We start from the raw sequence: 16,488 nt of genomic DNA, 5'->3' as shown, positions 1-16,488 counted from the left end.
ATGGAGGGGTGCGATATGGGGCTGATCCAGGCAGTGCTACTGGGAGGGATTGAGGGGGCGACCGAATTCCTCCCGATCTCCTCGACCGGCCATTTGATCCTTGCGGGGCATCTATTGGGACTGCGGGAGACGTGGGCTCCCTTTTTTGAATCCAGCTTGGCGCGATTTCGGCTGTTGCGATCCTTTATCGTGAGCGCTTCTTCCGGTTTTTCCGTCCTGAGAGGCTTGAAGGCTTCACCGGATGGCAGGGCTTGTGGCTCCTGGGGCTAACAACGCTTCCGATGTTGGCGGCAGGAGCCACATTCGGGGAGTGGGTTAAGTTCCATCTCTTCAATCCTGCCACGGTTGCCCTGGGTCTGGGCATCGGCGGTATTGCGATTCTCGTTGTGGAACGTTTACCCTTCCCAATCCGCAGACGAGGCTTAGACTCAATCAAATGGCAGGACGCGCTCGCGGTGGGGTTATTTCAGTGTCTGGCGCTGTGGCCCGGGGTTTCCCGGTCCGCGGCGGCCATCCTCGGGGGCCTAATGATCGGCTTGGAGCGCAAAGCGGCTGTTGAGTATTCATTTCTGGCTGCTGTGCCCGTCATGTTCGCGGCAGCGATTTTTGAGCTAGCCAAGAGTTGGTCGCTTCTTCAGCCGGTCGATCTCCTAATCTTCGGCGTTGGGTTTATGATGGCTTTCTTTTCTGCACTCGCAGCCGTTCGATTCCTCCTTCGCTTTCTGCAATCTCGAACATTAACCCTCTTGGGATGGTACCGCCTGGCCCTCGCCCTGTTGGTCTGGAGCCTTTGGGGGAGGGGAGAGACGTTATGAGCGATTTGTCCCGTCCCAACCCGGATGACCTACTGAAGCTCGTTCAAGCCGAAGAGCAACAGCGGAATCGTGGGAAGCTGAAAGTCTTTCTCGGCTACGCCGCTGGCGTGGGGAAGACCTACGCCATGCTGGAGGCCGCCCACCAGCGCAAGCGGGAAGGGGTGGATGTGGTGGTGGGATACGTGGAAACCCACGGCCGGCCGGAGACGGAGGCGTTGCTGGCCGGGCTGGAGGTGCTACCCCGGCGGCAGGTGTACTACCGGGGGATCCTCCTGACCGAGCTCGATGTGGACGCCGTCCTGGCGCGCCGGCCGCAGTTGGTGCTCGTGGACGAGCTGGCGCACACCAACGCGCCGGGATCGCGCCATGTCAAGCGTTATCAGGATGTGGAAGAGATCCTGGAGGCAGGGATCGACGTCTACACGACGCTGAACATCCAACATCTGGAAAGCCTGAACGACATCGTCGCTCAGATCACCGGCGTCGTTGTCCGCGAGACGGTTCCGGACAGCGTGCTCGAGCAGGCCGAGATCGAGCTGGTCGACCTGCCGCCGGAGGAGCTGTTGGTCCGCCTGCGCGAGGGGAAGGTTTACGTGCCGGAGCAGGCCGCCCAGGCGATGCGGAAGTTCTTCCGTAAGGGCAACTTGACGGCCCTGCGCGAGCTGGCCATGCGCTGGGCGGCCCGGCGGGTCGACGACCAGATGCGCGACTATATGTGGATCCATGGGATCCCCGGCCCTTGGCCGGCGGGGGAACGGCTGTTGGTCGGCATCAGCCCTCACCCGCTCGCCGAGCGGCTCGTACGTGCCGCGCGCCGCCTGGCCGGCGCCTTGGACGCCGAGTGGATCGCGGTGTATGTGGAGACGCCGGAGCATTCCGAGCTCTCGGATGAACAGAGGGGCCGGGTGCTCAAAGCCCTGCGTTTGGCGGAGGAGCTTGGAGGCCGCTCCATCATCCTAACGGGAGACTCGGTCCCCGAAACCCTCTTGCGCTACGCCCGGGAGCAAAACGTCACCAAGATCATTTTGGGGAAGCCGGTGCGCCCCCGTTGGAAGGAGGCCCTGACCGGCTCGGTGGCTGACCGGATCATCCGGCAGAGCGGAAACATCGATGTCTACATCATCAGCGACACCAGCAGCCCGAGGCCGGTGCGCCAGGAGGCGACCGGGCGCCCACCCCGCCCCTGGACGGACTACCTGTGGGCGATTTGCCTGGTGCTGATTGCGACCGGGATCGGCGCGCTGCTCCAACGCGCGATCTCCCTCCCGAACCTGGTGATTGTTTATTTAATGGCCGTGGTGATCGCCGCCCTCCACCTGGGCCGTGGGCCAGCCATCCTGGTATCCATGCTGAGCGTTTTAGCCCTTGACTTCTTTTTCGTGCCGCCCCGTCACTCGTTTGCCGTCTCGGATATGGAATACCTTCTAACCTTCGCCGGCCTGTTGGTGGTGGGCTGGGTGATCAGCCAGTTGACCGCCCGCATGCGCGCCCAGGTGCGGGCAGCGCAGCGCCGGGAGGCGGAGATGGCCGCGCTGTATGCGTTCACCCGGGACCTGTCCACGGCCGAAGGGCCGGAGGAGCTCCTCCGAGCCATCGCTGACCACATCCGCCGGACGTTCGGGCGGGAGGTGGCGATCTTCCTGCCGGATCCCCAAGGGAACCTGAAGCTTGCCCGCAAGTCCTCGGACTTCGCTCTAGATGGAAACGAGATGGCCGTGGCGGTCTGGTCGTTCCGGCATGGTCAACCCGCTGGGAGGGGGACGGACACCCTCTCCGCGGCGAAGGCCCGTTATATCCCTCTGAAGACCCCACAGGGGGTGGTGGGGGTGTTGGGCGTCGTGCCGAAGGAACCCAGCCACCGGCTGACCCCCGACCAGCGCCGGCTGCTGGAGACGTTCGCCAGCGAGGCCGCCTTGGCGATCGAGCGCGTCCAACTGGCGGAGCAGGCCCGACAGGCCCAGCTTTTACAGGAGGCCGAAAGGCTTCAAACGGCCTTGCTCGACTCGATCTCCCATAACCTGCGTACCCCCTTGGTATCGATTATTGGTGCCTTGACCAGCTTACAGGAGGATGCCTCCGCCCTGAGCGAGGAGGCGCGACAGACTTTAGTAACAACCGCCCGCTCCGAAGCGGAGCGCCTGAACCGGTTGGTGGGCAATCTGCTGGATATGAGCCGTATCGCGGCCGGTAAGGTGAAGGTGAAAAAAGCACCCTGCGAGGTACAGGATGTAGTGAACGCAGCGTTGGAGCAATGCGCCGAGCAATTGAAGGGACGTCCGATTACCGTGAAGGTGGATCCGAACCTGCCGTTGGTTCCCATGGACTTTGCGCTGATTGAGCAGGCGCTGGTCAACGTGCTGGATAACGCGATCAAGTATTCCCCGGCGGGCTCCCCGATCGAGATCTATGCCTACGCCGATGCGGGGAATCTAGTGATCGAGGTGATGGACCGGGGTATCGGCATCCCGCCCGAGGATTTGGAACGGGTTTTTGATAAGTTCTATCGCGTGATTCGGCACGATGTCGTCGGCGGAAGCGGCCTGGGGCTGACCATCAGCCGGGCTTTCATCGAAGCCCACGGGGGACGGATCTGGGCGCGCAACCGCCCGGGCGGGGGCACCATCATCACCATGACTTTGCCAATGGAGCCGACGGGATGAGCGGGGAGGCTTTGCGTATATTGGTGGTGGACGATGAGCTGGCCATCCGCCGATTTTTACGCGCCGCCCTGAGCGCACATGGCTACAAGGTCCTCGAGGCCGCCAACGGCCAGGAGGCCATCCGGGCCGTTGCGGTCGAGAACCCCGACCTCGTTCTTCTCGACTTGGGCCTGCCAGACATGGACGGCGTGGAAGTGATCCGTCGGTTGCGGGATTGGACCCAGATCCCCATCATCGTGCTCTCGGTACGGGAGCGGGAGGATGACAAAGTGGCTGCATTGGACAGCGGGGCGGATGATTATCTCACCAAACCCTTCGGCATGAAGGAGCTGCTGGCGCGCATCCGCGCCGCCGTGCGGCGATCGGTTTCGCCCCAAATGGAACCGGTGGTTGAGATCGGCGAGCTGAAAATCGACCTGGCCAACCGGCGGGTCACGGTCGAGGGGGCAGAGATCCTACTCACCCCTACCGAATATAAACTGTTAAGCGTGCTTGCCCGCCACGCGGGCAAAGTCCTCACTCATCGGCACCTGTTGCGCGAGGTGTGGGGGCCGGGCTACGAGAGCGAAACCCATCTGCTGCGGGTGGTCATCAGCAACCTGCGGTCCAAGATCGAGCCGGATCCGGCTCGACCCCGCTACATCCACACCGAGCCGGGCGTCGGCTATCGCTTGCACTTCAGGCCATAGAGCCCGTTGGCTTTTGGTGCCCAAGTGCCTGCGCTGCCGCAGCGGCAGCTCCCCCCGTGCTATCTGAACCCTCTCCTTCGCGAGGCTCCTGTGAAGATCCCCAATGACCGCTCTGGTGCGTTGGGCTTCTGGGGCATCATCGTGGGGACTGCTGTCGTCTGCCGGATCGCAGGATAAGCTATCCCGCTTTCTTACTTATGTATCGCCAGGAATGGCCGAACCGATCAGTTTCCTGCATCGACCTGGAGCGGCAACCCCATTCACTCTATATCCCAGCGCCCAGCCGGTGGAGCCCGGGATATCCCCTGAGGGCTTCATGCTCTGTAAAAGTTCCAAGCCGATGATTGGGAAAGAGGAAGGCCCTCCCGTGCTACAATGAGAGAGGAACATCGGACGGGTGGCCAATTTGCCTTCCATGATGGGTTGAAAGGAGGACTTCCAATGGAATGGATCACCTTTGGCGTTCCGATCCTGGTCGCCGGCCTGGTCCTGCTTTCCTCAGCCATCCGCATCCTTCCGGAATGGGAACGGGGTGTGGTGCTGCGGCTGGGTCGTTACCACGCGACGAAGGGCCCCGGCCTCTTCTTCGTCATCCCCATCATCGATCGGGTGATCCGGGTGAACCTGCGGTTGATGACCTTCGACGTGCCGCCCCAGGAGGCGATCACCCGGGACAACGTGACTGTGAAGGTGAACGCGGTGGTCTTCTACCGGGTGATCGACCCGGCGAAGGCCATCACCCAGGTCGAGGATTTCAAGGCGGCGACGTGGAACCTGGCCCAGACCACCCTGCGCAGCGTCCTGGGGCAATCGGAGCTGGATGAGCTGCTGGCCCATCGCGACAAGGTCAACGCCCACCTGCGGCAGATCCTGGATGAGGCGACGGATTCCTGGGGGATCAAGGTGGTGATGGTGGAGGTGAAGGATGTGGAGCTCCCCCAGGGGATGCAGCGGGCGATGGCCCGACAGGCGGAGGCGGAGCGGGAGAAACGGGCGAAGATCATCCATGCGGAGGGCGAATACCAGGCGGCCAAGACCTTGGTGGAGGCCGCCCGGATGATCGCCGCCGAGCCCGCTGCGCTCCAGCTGCGCTATCTGCAGACCTTGACGGAGATCTCGATGGAGAAGAACTCGACCATCATCTTCCCGGTCCCGGTGGACACGCTGCAAGTCTTTTTGGGCAACATGCATCGGGCGGGTTCCGGATCGTGAGCATCCGTCCGGGCCGCGGACGAGGGGATCTGAAAGGTAGGACGGCGAAGGCCCTCGGCCTGCCTCCAAACCTTCAACCGGGAAGGCCCCTTCTATGTATCAGCGTCAGGTCCAACGGGTATTATGGTGGGTCCTGGTGGCCAATCTGACGGTGGCGGCGATCAAGCTTTTTGTCGGGCTGCGGACGGGTGCCCTCAGCGCCCTGGCGGATGCCTTCCACAGCGGGCTGGACGCCTCGGCCAACGTGATCGGGCTGATCGGCATCGCCTTGGCGTCCCGCCCCCCCGATCGCAACCATCCGTATGGCCACCGCAAATATGAGGCCATCGCGGCCCTGATCTTGGGGATCTTCCTGCTGATGGCCTCCCTGGAGGTCGTGCGGGGAGTCATTGAACGGTTGCTGCTGGGAGGACGGCCCGAGATCAGCGCCCCACTGTTCCTGTTGATGTTGCTCACCCTTCCCATGAACCTGGCGATCTCCCGGTATGAGGCGGGGCAGGGGAAACGCCTGCGCAGCAGCATCCTGATCGCCGATGCGCTCCACACCCGCTCCGACGTCTTCGTCACCCTCTCGGTCCTGGCCAGCCTGGCCGCCGCCCGTTTGGGGATCCCCTGGCTGGACCCGCTGGTCGCTTTAGGGGTCATCGGGGTCATCGTCAGCGCCGGTCTGCGGATCCTTCGCTCCACCGCGCTGGTGTTGACCGACAGCGCAGCGGTGGACCCCGTGGAGGTCGAACGGGTGGCCCTCTCGGTGCCTGGGGTGCACGCCATTCATAAGGTGCGCAGCCGGGGAACCCCGGATGCCACTTATGTGGATCTGCACCTCAAAGTGGATCCGGCCATGAGCACGGAGCAAGCCCATGCCATCGCCACAGAGGTTGAGGAACGGTTGAAGGCTGAGCTGCCCGGGGTGGTGGATGCGGTGGTGCATATCGAGCCCGGGCGTCTGCCCCCAGGCTCGGAATGGGAGGCGATTGCCATCCGCTTGCGGAGCCTGGCCGATGGGCTGGGCTTGGGCGTGCATGAGCTCCATGGGGTGGAAACTCCGGAGGGTTATCATATCGGGCTCCACGTGGAGGTGGATGAAACGCTTTCTGTGGAGGAGGCTCACGCTCGGGTCACCGAGTTGGAGCGGCGGGCCCGGGAGCAGCTGCCGCGCATTCTAACCATGATCACACACATCGAGCCGCGGGCGCACGGACCGCAACCGGCAGGGTTGGGGATGTCGGAAGATGTGACCCGAGCGGCCCGGGAAGCCGTCGAGGGGGTTTTCGGGTCCGGATCCTGTCGGGAGATCCGCCTCTATGCGCATCCGGGGGGCTACGATCTGGCGCTGATCTGCCAGGTGGCCGGAGGGATGCCGCTGGAGGAAGCCCACCGGGAGGCGGAGAAGGTGGAACATCAGCTCCGCCAACGCTTCCCGGAGCTCCAACATATCATTGTTCATGTAGAGCCCATCGGAGCGTCATAAGGAATCCACCGCCCTTCGGGCAGGGGAAAGCCGTTGGGCCATTCCTCATGGCGCAGGGAAGAAAAGGGGCGAAGTTGGATGATCTTCCGTGCCTCGATTCCTGAAATCCGTGAGAGCCTGGTGCTACCTTTCCAGATTCATCCGGTTGCCCGGTTCGGAAGCGTTCGCGTCTACGCCTATCGCTCCCACGGCGAGGTGGCCCGGCATCGACATCCGGAGTTCGATGAGGTGTTCCTGGTCTACGAGGGGTTGGTCACCTTCTGGGCCGATCACCAGGAGCTGACTTTGAAGCCCGACGAGCTGATCCGGATCCCCCAGGGGATGGCCCATCGATCCGGATCCCGGGTGCCTTCGCTGGTGCTGTTGTTTCGAAGGGACTTCATGCCGGAGCGCCGGAACGGCCATTTTCCGATCAGCGAACCGGGGACAGACCCCCTGATGACCGTCCGTATCCACGAGCAACTTCAGGGCCGGCCGGACTTCACACCCGTCCTTCTGCTGGAGGCCAACGCCGTTCGCTATCAGGGGATTCGGGGGAACGGGCGGTCCCCCGAATGGGAGGCCCGAGGGCCATCGTTCCTGCTGCTCCTGCGCGGGGAGATCGCCCTGGAGGCCACCGGGCCCGCATGGCCGGAACCGGTCAGCGGGATCCTCGCCCCTGGGGAGCTCGCCGTTCTCCCTCGGGGGGCCCGCTGGCGCTGGGAGGGCCAAACCCCCTCGGTTCTCCTCTGGGTGGAGGATATAATGTAAACGCCAACTCATGCGGCCTCCCCCTCCCAGGGTAAACCAGACATCGCTTGCGGGGGGAATTCCACGAGCTGAAAGACCGTTGCGACGAATTCGGAGCGCTCCCTCGGTTTGCCGCCGAGCGCTTGCAGAGCCTTCCCCGTGGAGCAGCGAGCTGAGCGAGATATGAACGGACCAGCGCGGGCAGGTCATTCTCGATCGATTGACTGGCGTCAGGCCGTAAAGACGATCGGATGGATCGTCTGGGCGCTGACTTTAACAGCCCTCGTGATCGGTCTGGTGGCCTGGCCGATCGGAAGCCGGGCGGCTCAGGTGTGGCAGATCGGGGAAGCCGCCCCCCAAACCATCTTCGCCCCCTATGAGCTCAGCTATCCCAGCGCGGTCCTGACGGAGAAAGCCCGCGAGGCGGCGGCCGCCCAGATCCCACCGATCTACACCCCTCCGGATCCCCAGATCGCCCGGCAGCAGGTGGGGAGGCTCCGCCAGATCCTGGAGGCGATGGCGCGGATCCGAGAGGAGGCCCCCTCCCCGGATGAGGGAGCCCGCCGGCTGGAACGGGTTCTTGAAACCTATCGCCTCTCTTCCGAGCAGCGCCTCCGCTTGCTGACCATGGACTCCTCCCGCTGGAGCATGCTGACCAGCGAGGCGCTGGGGCTGCTGGATCAGATCCTGCGCGAGCCCATCCGGGAAGACGAGGTGACCCGGGTGCTCAGGGAGCTTCCTCGCCGGGTCACCGCCCGCCTGTCGGAAGATGAAGCCGATTTGGTGGTGAAGTTGGTCTCGCCGCTGATCGTTCCCAATAGCGTGCTGGATGTGGAAGCCACCGAAGCCGCCCGCCGTCGGGCTCGGGAGGCCGTCCCTCCCCAGATCCGACGGATCCGGGCGGGGGAGGCCATTATCCGCCAGGGGGATATCCTGGACGCGCTGGCGATGGAGGCCCTTCAGCAATATGGGCTGATCCCGCCAACGACCCCATGGCAGCTGCCCGTTGCCCGGGGGGTGATCGCCGGGCTTGGAGTGATCGGGCTGGTGTTGCTCCTCCAGCGCCTCATCCCCGAGATTCAGGAACGCTCCCGACGCCTCCTCGCCTTAACCGGGCTTTTCGTTTTGTTCACGCTGGGCGCGCGCCTCATGATGGTTTTCGCACCGGAATGGATCTGGGCGTTTCCCACCGCTGCGCTCGGCATGCTCACGACCGCCGGGTTGGGCACTGGGCCGGCGTTATTGCTCAGTGCGATCTGGTCGATTTGGTTCGGGCTGATCGCCGATCGGACGCCGGCCCTCCTCAGCGCTTCCCTCCTGGCGAACTGGATCACCGTTTTGATCCTCCATCGGCTGGAACGCTTTCAAACTTTGCTGATGGCTGGATTGAGCGCGGGGGGGATCACCGCGCTGATCGGCATCGTCACCCTCGCGGATGGTGGATCCCTGCAACCGATCGAGGCGTTGATGACTGGGGGGATGGGCCTGCTCGCGGGCGCGATGTCGATCACCATCACCCTGCTTGGGTTCATCGTGCTGGGGACCCTCTTCGATGTCACCACGCCGCTCCACCTGCTCGAACTCGCCCGCCCGACCCACCCGCTCCTGCATCAGCTGATGGTACGGGCCCCGGGGACCTATCATCATACGCTGATGGTCGCGAACCTGGCGGAACAAGCGGCCCTGCGGATCGGCGCCGATCCCCTCCTGGCTCGAGTGGGGGCGCTGTATCACGATATCGGAAAGATGCTCCGTCCATACCTTTTTGTGGAGAACCAGATCGATGGGGACAATCCGCATGAACAGATGGACCCCTACGCCAGCGCCCAAGCGATCATGCGCCATGTGGAGGATGGCCTCGCGCTGGCCCGGCGCTACCGGTTGCCCCGTCGGGTCCGCGCCTTCATCCAGGAGCACCACGGCACCATGTGCGTGACCATTCCCTATCACCGAGCTCTTCAGGAAGCAGAGGATCCGGAGAAGGTGGATCGGGCGGCTTTCTGCTACCGAGGGCCGCGCCCGCAGAGCAAAGAAACAGCTATCGTGATGCTTGCCGATGGATGCGAGGCGGCCGTCCGGGCCGCGCGGCCGAAGGATCCCCAGGAGCTGACGCAGATCCTGGAACGGGTGTTTCAAGATCGAATCCAATCGGGCCAGTTGGATGAGGCGCCGTTGACGATGCAGGACCTCCAGGGGATCCGCGAGGCGTTCCTACAGGTCTTCCAGGGGATGTTCCACCCGCGCCTCCTCTATCCGGAGACGCCATCGCGTTGAAGGCACCACTTTCCCCCTCCGCGACCTGAAGGGCGGGGGAAGGGGGAGGAAGAGGGGAGGGATCATCCGCCCCTTCGTCGCATATCCCCAAAACCAAACGAAAAACATGAAGGGAAAACAGCGCGCGCTCATTCCAATTGAGATCCGGGCGCCGCGCGCCTACCAGGCCCCCGGGCGCGTGGCGATGCTTCGGCGAGCCGCCCGCGCCGTCCTTCAACGGCACGGCCTGGAGGGGAAAGCCGCCCTCAGCGTGGCGCTGGTCGATGAGGAGACCGTCCGCCGCCTCAACCGAACCTACCGGGGGATCGACGCACCCACCGATGTGCTTTCCTTCCCTATCCCCGTGGAGCTCTCCCCCGGTGTGCGGTATCTGGGCGACGTCGTGATCGCTTTCCCCTACGCGGCCCGCCAGGCGCTGAGGGAAGGCCATCCGTTGGAGGGGGAGCTGGTCTTGCTGACCGTGCATGGAGTCCTGCATCTTTTGGGTTACGACCACGATACCCCCCGGGCGCGGCGCCGGATGTGGGGGATCCAACGGGAGATCCTCCACCAACTGGGCTTTCCCGAGGTGGCTCCCCCGGATGGCTGAGCCCCATACAGTGCGCATGCCATCCCACGCGCCCTGGCCTCCCGTTCCGGCGCCCCTTGCCAGGTTTAAGGGTGTGGGCCGCGATCTGGGCGCTGGGACGGCCCTCCTCACCGTCCGGCCGATCCCGGGGACCTCACCTGGGCGCGCGGGATGGTTGCCGAACCGGCGGGCTGCCCGTATAATCCAGCGCGGATCGCTTTTTGGAGCGAATTTGAAGGATGGGGACTGCCTGAAAGGGATCAGGAACCGAAAAACTGGGGCGCCTGCCCTCAGCGGCTTCTCTGCTCCTCGGAGATCCGGCTCGCCGGGCTTATCTCAGTCGCGGAGAGGAAAACCTTGTGGAACCCACTGGATGCGCTGTTGGGGTTGTTCTCCCTGGACATCGGGATCGATTTGGGGACGGCGACCACCCTGGTGTGCGTGCAGGGGAAGGGGATCATCATCCATGAGCCTTCGTGGGTGGCCATCGACCGGCGCTCCCGGCAGGTGCTGGCCGTCGGCGAGGCGGCCAAAGAGATGGTCGGCCGCACCCCTGCGCACATCGTGGCCATCCGCCCGTTGCGGGACGGGGTGATCTCGGAGTTCGAAATCACCCGCGAGATGATCGGGGAGTTCATCCGCAAGGCCCATCAGCAGGTTCCCGTCCCGATCCCCCGCCCCCGGGTGGTCGTGGGGATCCCCAGCGGAGTGACCGAGGTGGAGCGCCGGGCGGTCCACGATGCCTGTCTGGCGGCCGGCGCCCGGGCGGCTTTCCTGATCGAGGAGCCGTTGGCCGCGGCGATTGGGATCGGCCTCCCGGTCGCGGAGGCCCGCGGGAGCATGGTGGTGGACATCGGGGGAGGGACCACCGAGGTGGCCGTCTTCGCCCTGGGCGGGATTGTGGTCGGGCGCTCGGTCCGGGTGGCCGGCGATGAGATGGACGAGGCGATCATGAACTATATGCGCCAGCGCTACAACCTGCTGATCGGGGAGCGCATGGCCGAGCGGGTGAAGATCGAGATCGGGTCCGCCTATCCGTTGCCAGAGGAGCGGACGATGGTGGTGCGCGGGCGGAACCTGGTCACCGGGCTCCCGGACGCCGTCGAGGTCTCCAGCATCGAGATCCGGGAGGCGCTGCGCGATACGGTGGGGATCCTCGTGGACACCGTGAAGTCGGTCCTCGATGAGACCCCGCCGGAGCTCATCGCCGACATTATGGAGGTCGGCATCGCCTTGGTCGGCGGCGGGGCCCAGCTGAAGGGACTGGCCCAGCGCCTAACGGAGGAGACCCGCATCCGATGCTGGGTGCCGCCGGAGCCCGTCACCGCCGTCGCCCTGGGCGCCGCCAAAGTGCTGGAGGACTTGAACACTTGGGCGCGGGTGCTGACCTCGCTGGATCGCGGCCGGCCACCCCGCTCGCCCGTGCGCATCGGCCAGCCGATCGCCCGGTGACCGATGGGAAGGACCACCATGCGCCCGGGAGAGCGACGGTCGTGGACCTCTTGGGGGTTGGTCGTTCTGGCGGTGTTGATCCTGTTCCTCCACGAATTGGGATGGCTTCGACCGCTGGAGTCCATCCTGGTTGTCCCCCTGACCCCCCTGCAGCGGCTCGCAGCGAGCTTGGGGCGCAGCGCCTTGGGCACGGTGGGTTTCCTTCGGGAGATCCGGGAGCTCCGGGATGAGGTTCAACGCCTACGGGCTCAGGCGGAGGATCTGCAGACGGAGAACCTGCGCCTGCGGGAGCTGGCGGCGGAGAACGCGGAGCTGAAAGCGTTGCTGGGGATCGTCCAGGAGAACCCACAGGTCACCTTTGTCGCCGCTACGGTGATCGGATATGAAACGGATCCCTATCTCCGCTATCTTATCCTCGATGTGGGAACCCGCCATGGGGTTCGAGAAGGCATGCCGGTGATCACTCGGGGGTCGGCCTTGGTCGGGCGGATCGCCGCCGCGGACTTGAACCGTTCGCGGGTGCGCCTGCTCACGGACGGGGGGAGCCAGGTCGGGGCGTTGTTGCAAACCACCCGGGCGAGCGGGGTGGTCATCGGACAGCCGGACGGAAGCCTCCTGCTGGATTTCGTGCTGCCGGACGAGGAAATCCTTCCTGGCGATGTGGTGTTGACATCCGGAGTGGGCGGCCAGATCCCCCGGGCGCTGGTGATCGGCCAGGTGACGGAGGTGTTGGGATCCGGGGAACCCTTCCGAAGGGCCCGGGTCCGGCCCGCGGTGGATTCCCGCCGCCTCACGTATGTGCTGGTGATCACCAGCTTTCCAGGAATGGAGGCCTCACCCTGATCATGCGGAGGCGCTGGGTTCGGGCGGTTGGGGCTTTAGGGATCATCGCGCTGCTTCAGGCGACCTGGATTCCGATGTGGATTCCGGAGCCCGGACGGCCCAACTTGGTCTTCTTGGCCGCCATGACGGCGGCTTTCCTGGCCCCCTTAGGGGAAGGACTGGGGTGGGCCTTGGCCGGAGGGCTGTTGCTCGATCTGTTCTCCGGCGGGCCGATGGGCCATAGCGCCCTGGCCCTCATGGCCGTGGTTCCCCTGGCCCATGGGATGAGCCGCCCGGTCTTCCGCGGACGGCTGGTGATGCCCGGTCTGATGGCGGCTGTCGGCACTTTCCTGATGGAAGGGGTTCGAGGGATCCTCTTGATGGCCCTACAATATCCAGTGGACTGGGATCTGGCGTTCCGACAGGTGATGCTGCCCGAGGCGTTGTGGAACACGGCTGGGATGTTGGTGCTCTACCCGGCGTTCCGGGCCCTCCGCCCGCGCCCGGAACGACCGACTTTCCCTTCATAAGCTTTCTTGGGGGAATTCGGGGGGGCGCTCAACTTCCAACCCCAAAGCCCCCCCACGAGGAAACCAACCGCTGGCAAGAAAGACCCGACCATGCCGGAACCTTATCTACCAGGCCCGGAATCCGAAGCCTTGGACAGTGTGGCGGTGTTCCGCCCCCCTCCACCGCCCCGTCCTTCCCCCTATCTTCGCCTGGCCCTGTGGGGCCTGTTCATCGTGCTGGCCTTCATCGGATTCGGTTATCGCCTCTACCGTCTCCAGATCCTGGAAGGGCCTGGATACCGGGCCCTGGGGGAGCGCCATCGCCTCCGGGTGATCCCCCTCGAGGCCCCGCGGGGGCTTCTGCTGGATCGTCAGGGTCGCCCGCTGGTCCGAAATGAGCCGACCTTTCGCGTTCTGGTGACCCCTGGGGACCTCCCGGACGATCCGACCCGGCGGGAGGCGATCTTCCGTTTTCTCAGCCGGTGGCTGGGGATGCCGCTGGAAGGTGGCGAAGCCTCGGCCCATGGGCAAGGAGGCCCGGGCGTTCGGGAGCGCATCGAAGCGGCCGCGCGGGAGGCGCCCTTCCGCCCGCTGGTGCTAAAGGAGCCCGTCGATCGGGAGGTGGCGTTCCGGCTCATGGAGGAGGCCCCGCGCCTGCCTGGGATTCGAGTGGAGCCGATCTTGGAGCGGCGCTACCCGACCGGCGCGTTGACCGCTCATGTGGTGGGGTTCATCGGCCGCATCCCCGCGGAGCAGGCCGCTCGTTACCAGGCGGAAGGGTATGATCCGGCTATCGACCGCGTGGGCCTGAGCGGACTGGAATACGGCTTGGAGTCCTGGTTGCGGGGGACGAAGGGGGCGCGCTATGTGGAGGAAGACGCCCTGGGGCGGCCGGTGCGGGTCCGGGCAGAGATCCCCCCGCAGCCCGGGGCGCGGATCACCTTGACCCTGGATCTGGATCTGCAAGCCGCCGCCCGGGCGGCGCTGCAAGCCAAGTTGGACGAGCTGAATCGGATCGCCGGGCGGGAAGTCACCCGGCGGGGGGTGGCCGTGGTGATGCGGCCGACCACCGGGGAGGTCCTGGCCATGGTCAGCCTCCCGGATTACGACAACAACTGGTTCGTCAGCCCGGACCTGCCTCAGGCTTACGCCCGTCTGGTGGAGGACCCCTTCGGCCCGTTGCTGAACCACGCGGTGGCCTCCCAATTCCCGCCAGGTTCCTCCTTTAAACCCATCGTGGCCGCGGCCGCCCTACAAGAAGGGGTGATCACGCCGCGGACCCAGCTGTTCGACCCGGGGGAGATCGTGATCCCCAATCGATACTTTCCAAACGATCCGGGGTTGGCCCAACATTTCTTCTGCTGGCTGCGCTCCGGCCACGGCTGGCAGAACGTTGTGGACGCCTTGGCGAACTCATGCAACGTGTTCTTCTACAAGGTGGCGGGGGGCTACGATGTGCCTGGGGAGCCGATCTTCGAGGGGTTAGGGATCGAGCGCATGGTGCAGTATATGCGCGCCTTCGGCTTGGGACGGCCCACCGGGATCGAGCTGCCCGGGGAGGCGGCCGGCCAGGTGCCGGATCCGGAGTGGAAACGAAAGGTGTTTGGGGAGACATGGTCCACCGGAGACACGTACAACCTGGGGATCGGGCAAGGGTATTTGCTGGTGACGCCATTGCAGCTGCTCAACGCGGTCAGCGCGATCGCCAACGGCGGAACCCTCTATCGGCCCACATTGGTCCGGGAGATCGCTGACGCCCAAGGGAACCCCGTGAAATCTTTCCGGCCAGAGATCATCGGCCGGCTTCCGGTGGCGCCGGAGCATCTGGCCGTCGTGCGGGAGGGCATGGTGGCCGCGGTGGAGCGAGGGACCGCAGTCCGAGCCCAGATCCCCGGGATCCGTATCGCGGGGAAGACCGGCACGGCGGAGTTCTGCGACGACCTGGCGTTCCGCATGGGCTTGTGTGCCGGGCGGCGGCTGCCCAGCCATGCGTGGTTCGTCGCCTTCGCGCCGGCCGATGCCCCCGAAGTGGCCGTCCTGGTTTTTATCTGGAACGGAGGGGAGGGCTCCCAGCACGCAGCGCCGGTGGCCCGGCAAATCTTGGAAGCCTATTTCCGGCGGTGATGGCGCGCGGGCCGCCGCCCCAACGCATGGGGATGCTATTTCCCGGGGGATTTCGGTGGGATCGGGTAGGGGCCCTGAAGGGAGCGGGTTGTCCGGGCTCGCAAGGCCCTCCGATCCTCTGCCCTGTTCGGGGCGGCTGCCCACATGGCAATCCAGCACACAGGGGGCTCCGATGTGGCGTGGGTTCTTCATCTCCCTTTCCCGCAACCGGATCATGAAGGAGCGCGTGATGCGCTGGGGGTTCGTACGGCGGGCCGCCTCGCGCTTCGTCGCCGGTGAGACGCTGGAGGACGGCCTGCGCGCTCTCAGGGAGCTGGAGGCGCTGGGGATCCGAGGGATCCTGGATCATCTGGGGGAGAACGTGGAATCGGCGGCCGATGCCTTGCGGGCCACCGAGGATTATCTCCTCGCCCTGGACCGCATCGAGACGTTCGGTCCCGGCAAGCCCCATACCGTTTCATCGCTGCCTCATCTGGCGGTCAAACTGACCCATCTGGGGCTGGACATCCGTGAGGAGCTCTGCGAGCGCAACCTGCGGCGGCTGATCGAGCGGGCGGCCCAAGCCGGGACGGTGGTGGAGATCGATATGGAAAGCAGCGCCTATACGGAGCGCACCTTAAACCTCTACCGGCGGCTGGCGTCGTCGTACCCCAACGTCTGGATCGCCATCCAGGCGTATCTCTACCGGAGCCGGGAGGATGTGGAGCGCCTGATCGAGGAGGGGATCGCGCGCATTCGGTTGTGCAAAGGCGCTTACCAGGAGCCGCCTCACATCGCCTATCCCCGAAAGCGGGATGTGGACGCCAATTACATCCGATTGATGGAGCGATTGCTGTCGGCGGAGGCGCGGGCCCGGGGGGCTTATGTGGCCATCGCCACCCACGATGAGCGGATCATTCAACATGCGTTGCGTCGGGTTGCGGAGTGGCAGGTCCCCCGCGAGGCCTTCGAGTTCCAAATGCTCTATGGGATCCGTCGCGATCTCCAGGTTGCGCTGGCGCGCCAAGGGTTCGTGGTGCGTGTTTATGTCCCCTATGGGACGGAGTGGTATCCGTATTTCATGCGGCGCCTGGGGGAGCGACCGGCCAACGTGTGGTTTGTGGCGCGAAACCTCCTCCGTGCGTAACCCCATCTCCTGTCCGCCGCGACGGTTTGACCCTCCC

The 16,488-nt window shown here is 64.9% G+C and carries 14 protein-coding genes; all 14 read left to right on the top strand.

Going from position 1 to position 16,488, the window contains the following annotated elements; translation table 11 throughout:
• The 14 genes from ACFMO5_RS14535 to ACFMO5_RS14470 all read left to right on the top strand — a co-directional run bounded on the left by ACFMO5_RS14535 (position 1) and on the right by ACFMO5_RS14470 (position 16,451).
• A complete protein-coding gene (locus ACFMO5_RS14535; protein WP_376793469.1) occupies positions 1-270 on the top strand; it encodes an undecaprenyl-diphosphate phosphatase in 270 nt (89 codons plus the stop codon).
• Positions 165-815 carry an undecaprenyl-diphosphate phosphatase gene (locus ACFMO5_RS14530; protein ID WP_376793482.1) on the top strand — a complete coding sequence of 217 codons (651 nt, stop codon included), beginning with the start codon at positions 165-167 and terminating at the stop codon, positions 813-815. Before ACFMO5_RS14535 ends, ACFMO5_RS14530 begins: the two co-directional genes overlap by 106 nt.
• The gene (locus ACFMO5_RS14525; protein ID WP_376793468.1) at positions 812-3,475 is read left to right on the top strand and encodes a DUF4118 domain-containing protein; all 2,664 of its coding nucleotides are present in this window, start codon (positions 812-814) and stop codon (positions 3,473-3,475) included. The genes ACFMO5_RS14530 and ACFMO5_RS14525 overlap by 4 nt, the downstream gene beginning before the upstream one ends.
• Positions 3,472-4,164 (top strand): response regulator, encoded by a 693-nt coding sequence (locus ACFMO5_RS14520; protein WP_376793467.1) that lies wholly within the window; start codon positions 3,472-3,474, stop codon positions 4,162-4,164. The genes ACFMO5_RS14525 and ACFMO5_RS14520 overlap by 4 nt, the downstream gene beginning before the upstream one ends.
• A 441-nt stretch (positions 4,165-4,605) precedes the next feature.
• Entirely contained in the window at positions 4,606-5,376 is a 771-nt protein-coding gene (locus ACFMO5_RS14515) for a slipin family protein (protein WP_376793466.1), read from the top strand.
• A 94-nt stretch (positions 5,377-5,470) separates the two neighbouring features.
• A complete protein-coding gene (locus ACFMO5_RS14510; protein WP_376793465.1) occupies positions 5,471-6,847 on the top strand; it encodes a cation-efflux pump in 1,377 nt (458 codons plus the stop codon).
• Positions 6,848-6,925: 78 nt separating this feature from the next.
• The gene (locus tag ACFMO5_RS14505; protein ID WP_376793464.1) at positions 6,926-7,597 is read left to right on the top strand and encodes a cupin domain-containing protein; all 672 of its coding nucleotides are present in this window, start codon (positions 6,926-6,928) and stop codon (positions 7,595-7,597) included.
• Between the two features lie 162 nt (positions 7,598-7,759).
• Positions 7,760-9,850: an HD family phosphohydrolase gene (locus ACFMO5_RS14500; RefSeq protein WP_376793463.1), complete on the top strand. Its 2,091-nt coding sequence runs from the start codon at positions 7,760-7,762 to the stop codon at positions 9,848-9,850.
• 184 nt (positions 9,851-10,034) lie between these two features.
• Positions 10,035-10,439, top strand: coding sequence for an rRNA maturation RNase YbeY (gene ybeY / locus ACFMO5_RS14495; RefSeq protein ID WP_376793462.1), 405 nt, complete (start codon positions 10,035-10,037; stop codon positions 10,437-10,439).
• A 336-nt stretch (positions 10,440-10,775) separates the two neighbouring features.
• Positions 10,776-11,870: a rod shape-determining protein gene (locus ACFMO5_RS14490; protein WP_376793461.1), complete on the top strand. Its 1,095-nt coding sequence runs from the start codon at positions 10,776-10,778 to the stop codon at positions 11,868-11,870.
• 18 nt (positions 11,871-11,888) lie between these two features.
• A complete protein-coding gene (gene mreC / locus ACFMO5_RS14485) occupies positions 11,889-12,713 on the top strand; it encodes a rod shape-determining protein MreC (RefSeq protein ID WP_376793460.1) in 825 nt (274 codons plus the stop codon).
• Positions 12,714-12,715: 2 nt separating this feature from the next.
• Positions 12,716-13,222 (top strand): rod shape-determining protein MreD, encoded by a 507-nt coding sequence (gene mreD / locus ACFMO5_RS14480; RefSeq protein WP_376793459.1) that lies wholly within the window; start codon positions 12,716-12,718, stop codon positions 13,220-13,222.
• A gap of 90 nt (positions 13,223-13,312) precedes the next feature.
• On the top strand, positions 13,313-15,325 hold the full coding sequence (gene mrdA, locus ACFMO5_RS14475) for a penicillin-binding protein 2 (protein WP_376793458.1): 2,013 nt from the start codon (positions 13,313-13,315) through the stop codon (positions 15,323-15,325).
• Between the two features lie 172 nt (positions 15,326-15,497).
• Positions 15,498-16,451: a proline dehydrogenase family protein gene (locus ACFMO5_RS14470; RefSeq protein WP_376793457.1), complete on the top strand. Its 954-nt coding sequence runs from the start codon at positions 15,498-15,500 to the stop codon at positions 16,449-16,451.
• Positions 16,452-16,488: the final 37 nt, after the last annotated feature.

The sequence above is a fragment of the Thermoflexus sp. genome (assembly GCF_042408365.1).
Taxonomy (GTDB): Bacteria; Chloroflexota; Anaerolineae; order Thermoflexales; family Thermoflexaceae; genus Thermoflexus.
Note: the sequence above shows the minus strand (reverse complement) of the source record. Positions and strands in the feature narration are given on the sequence as shown.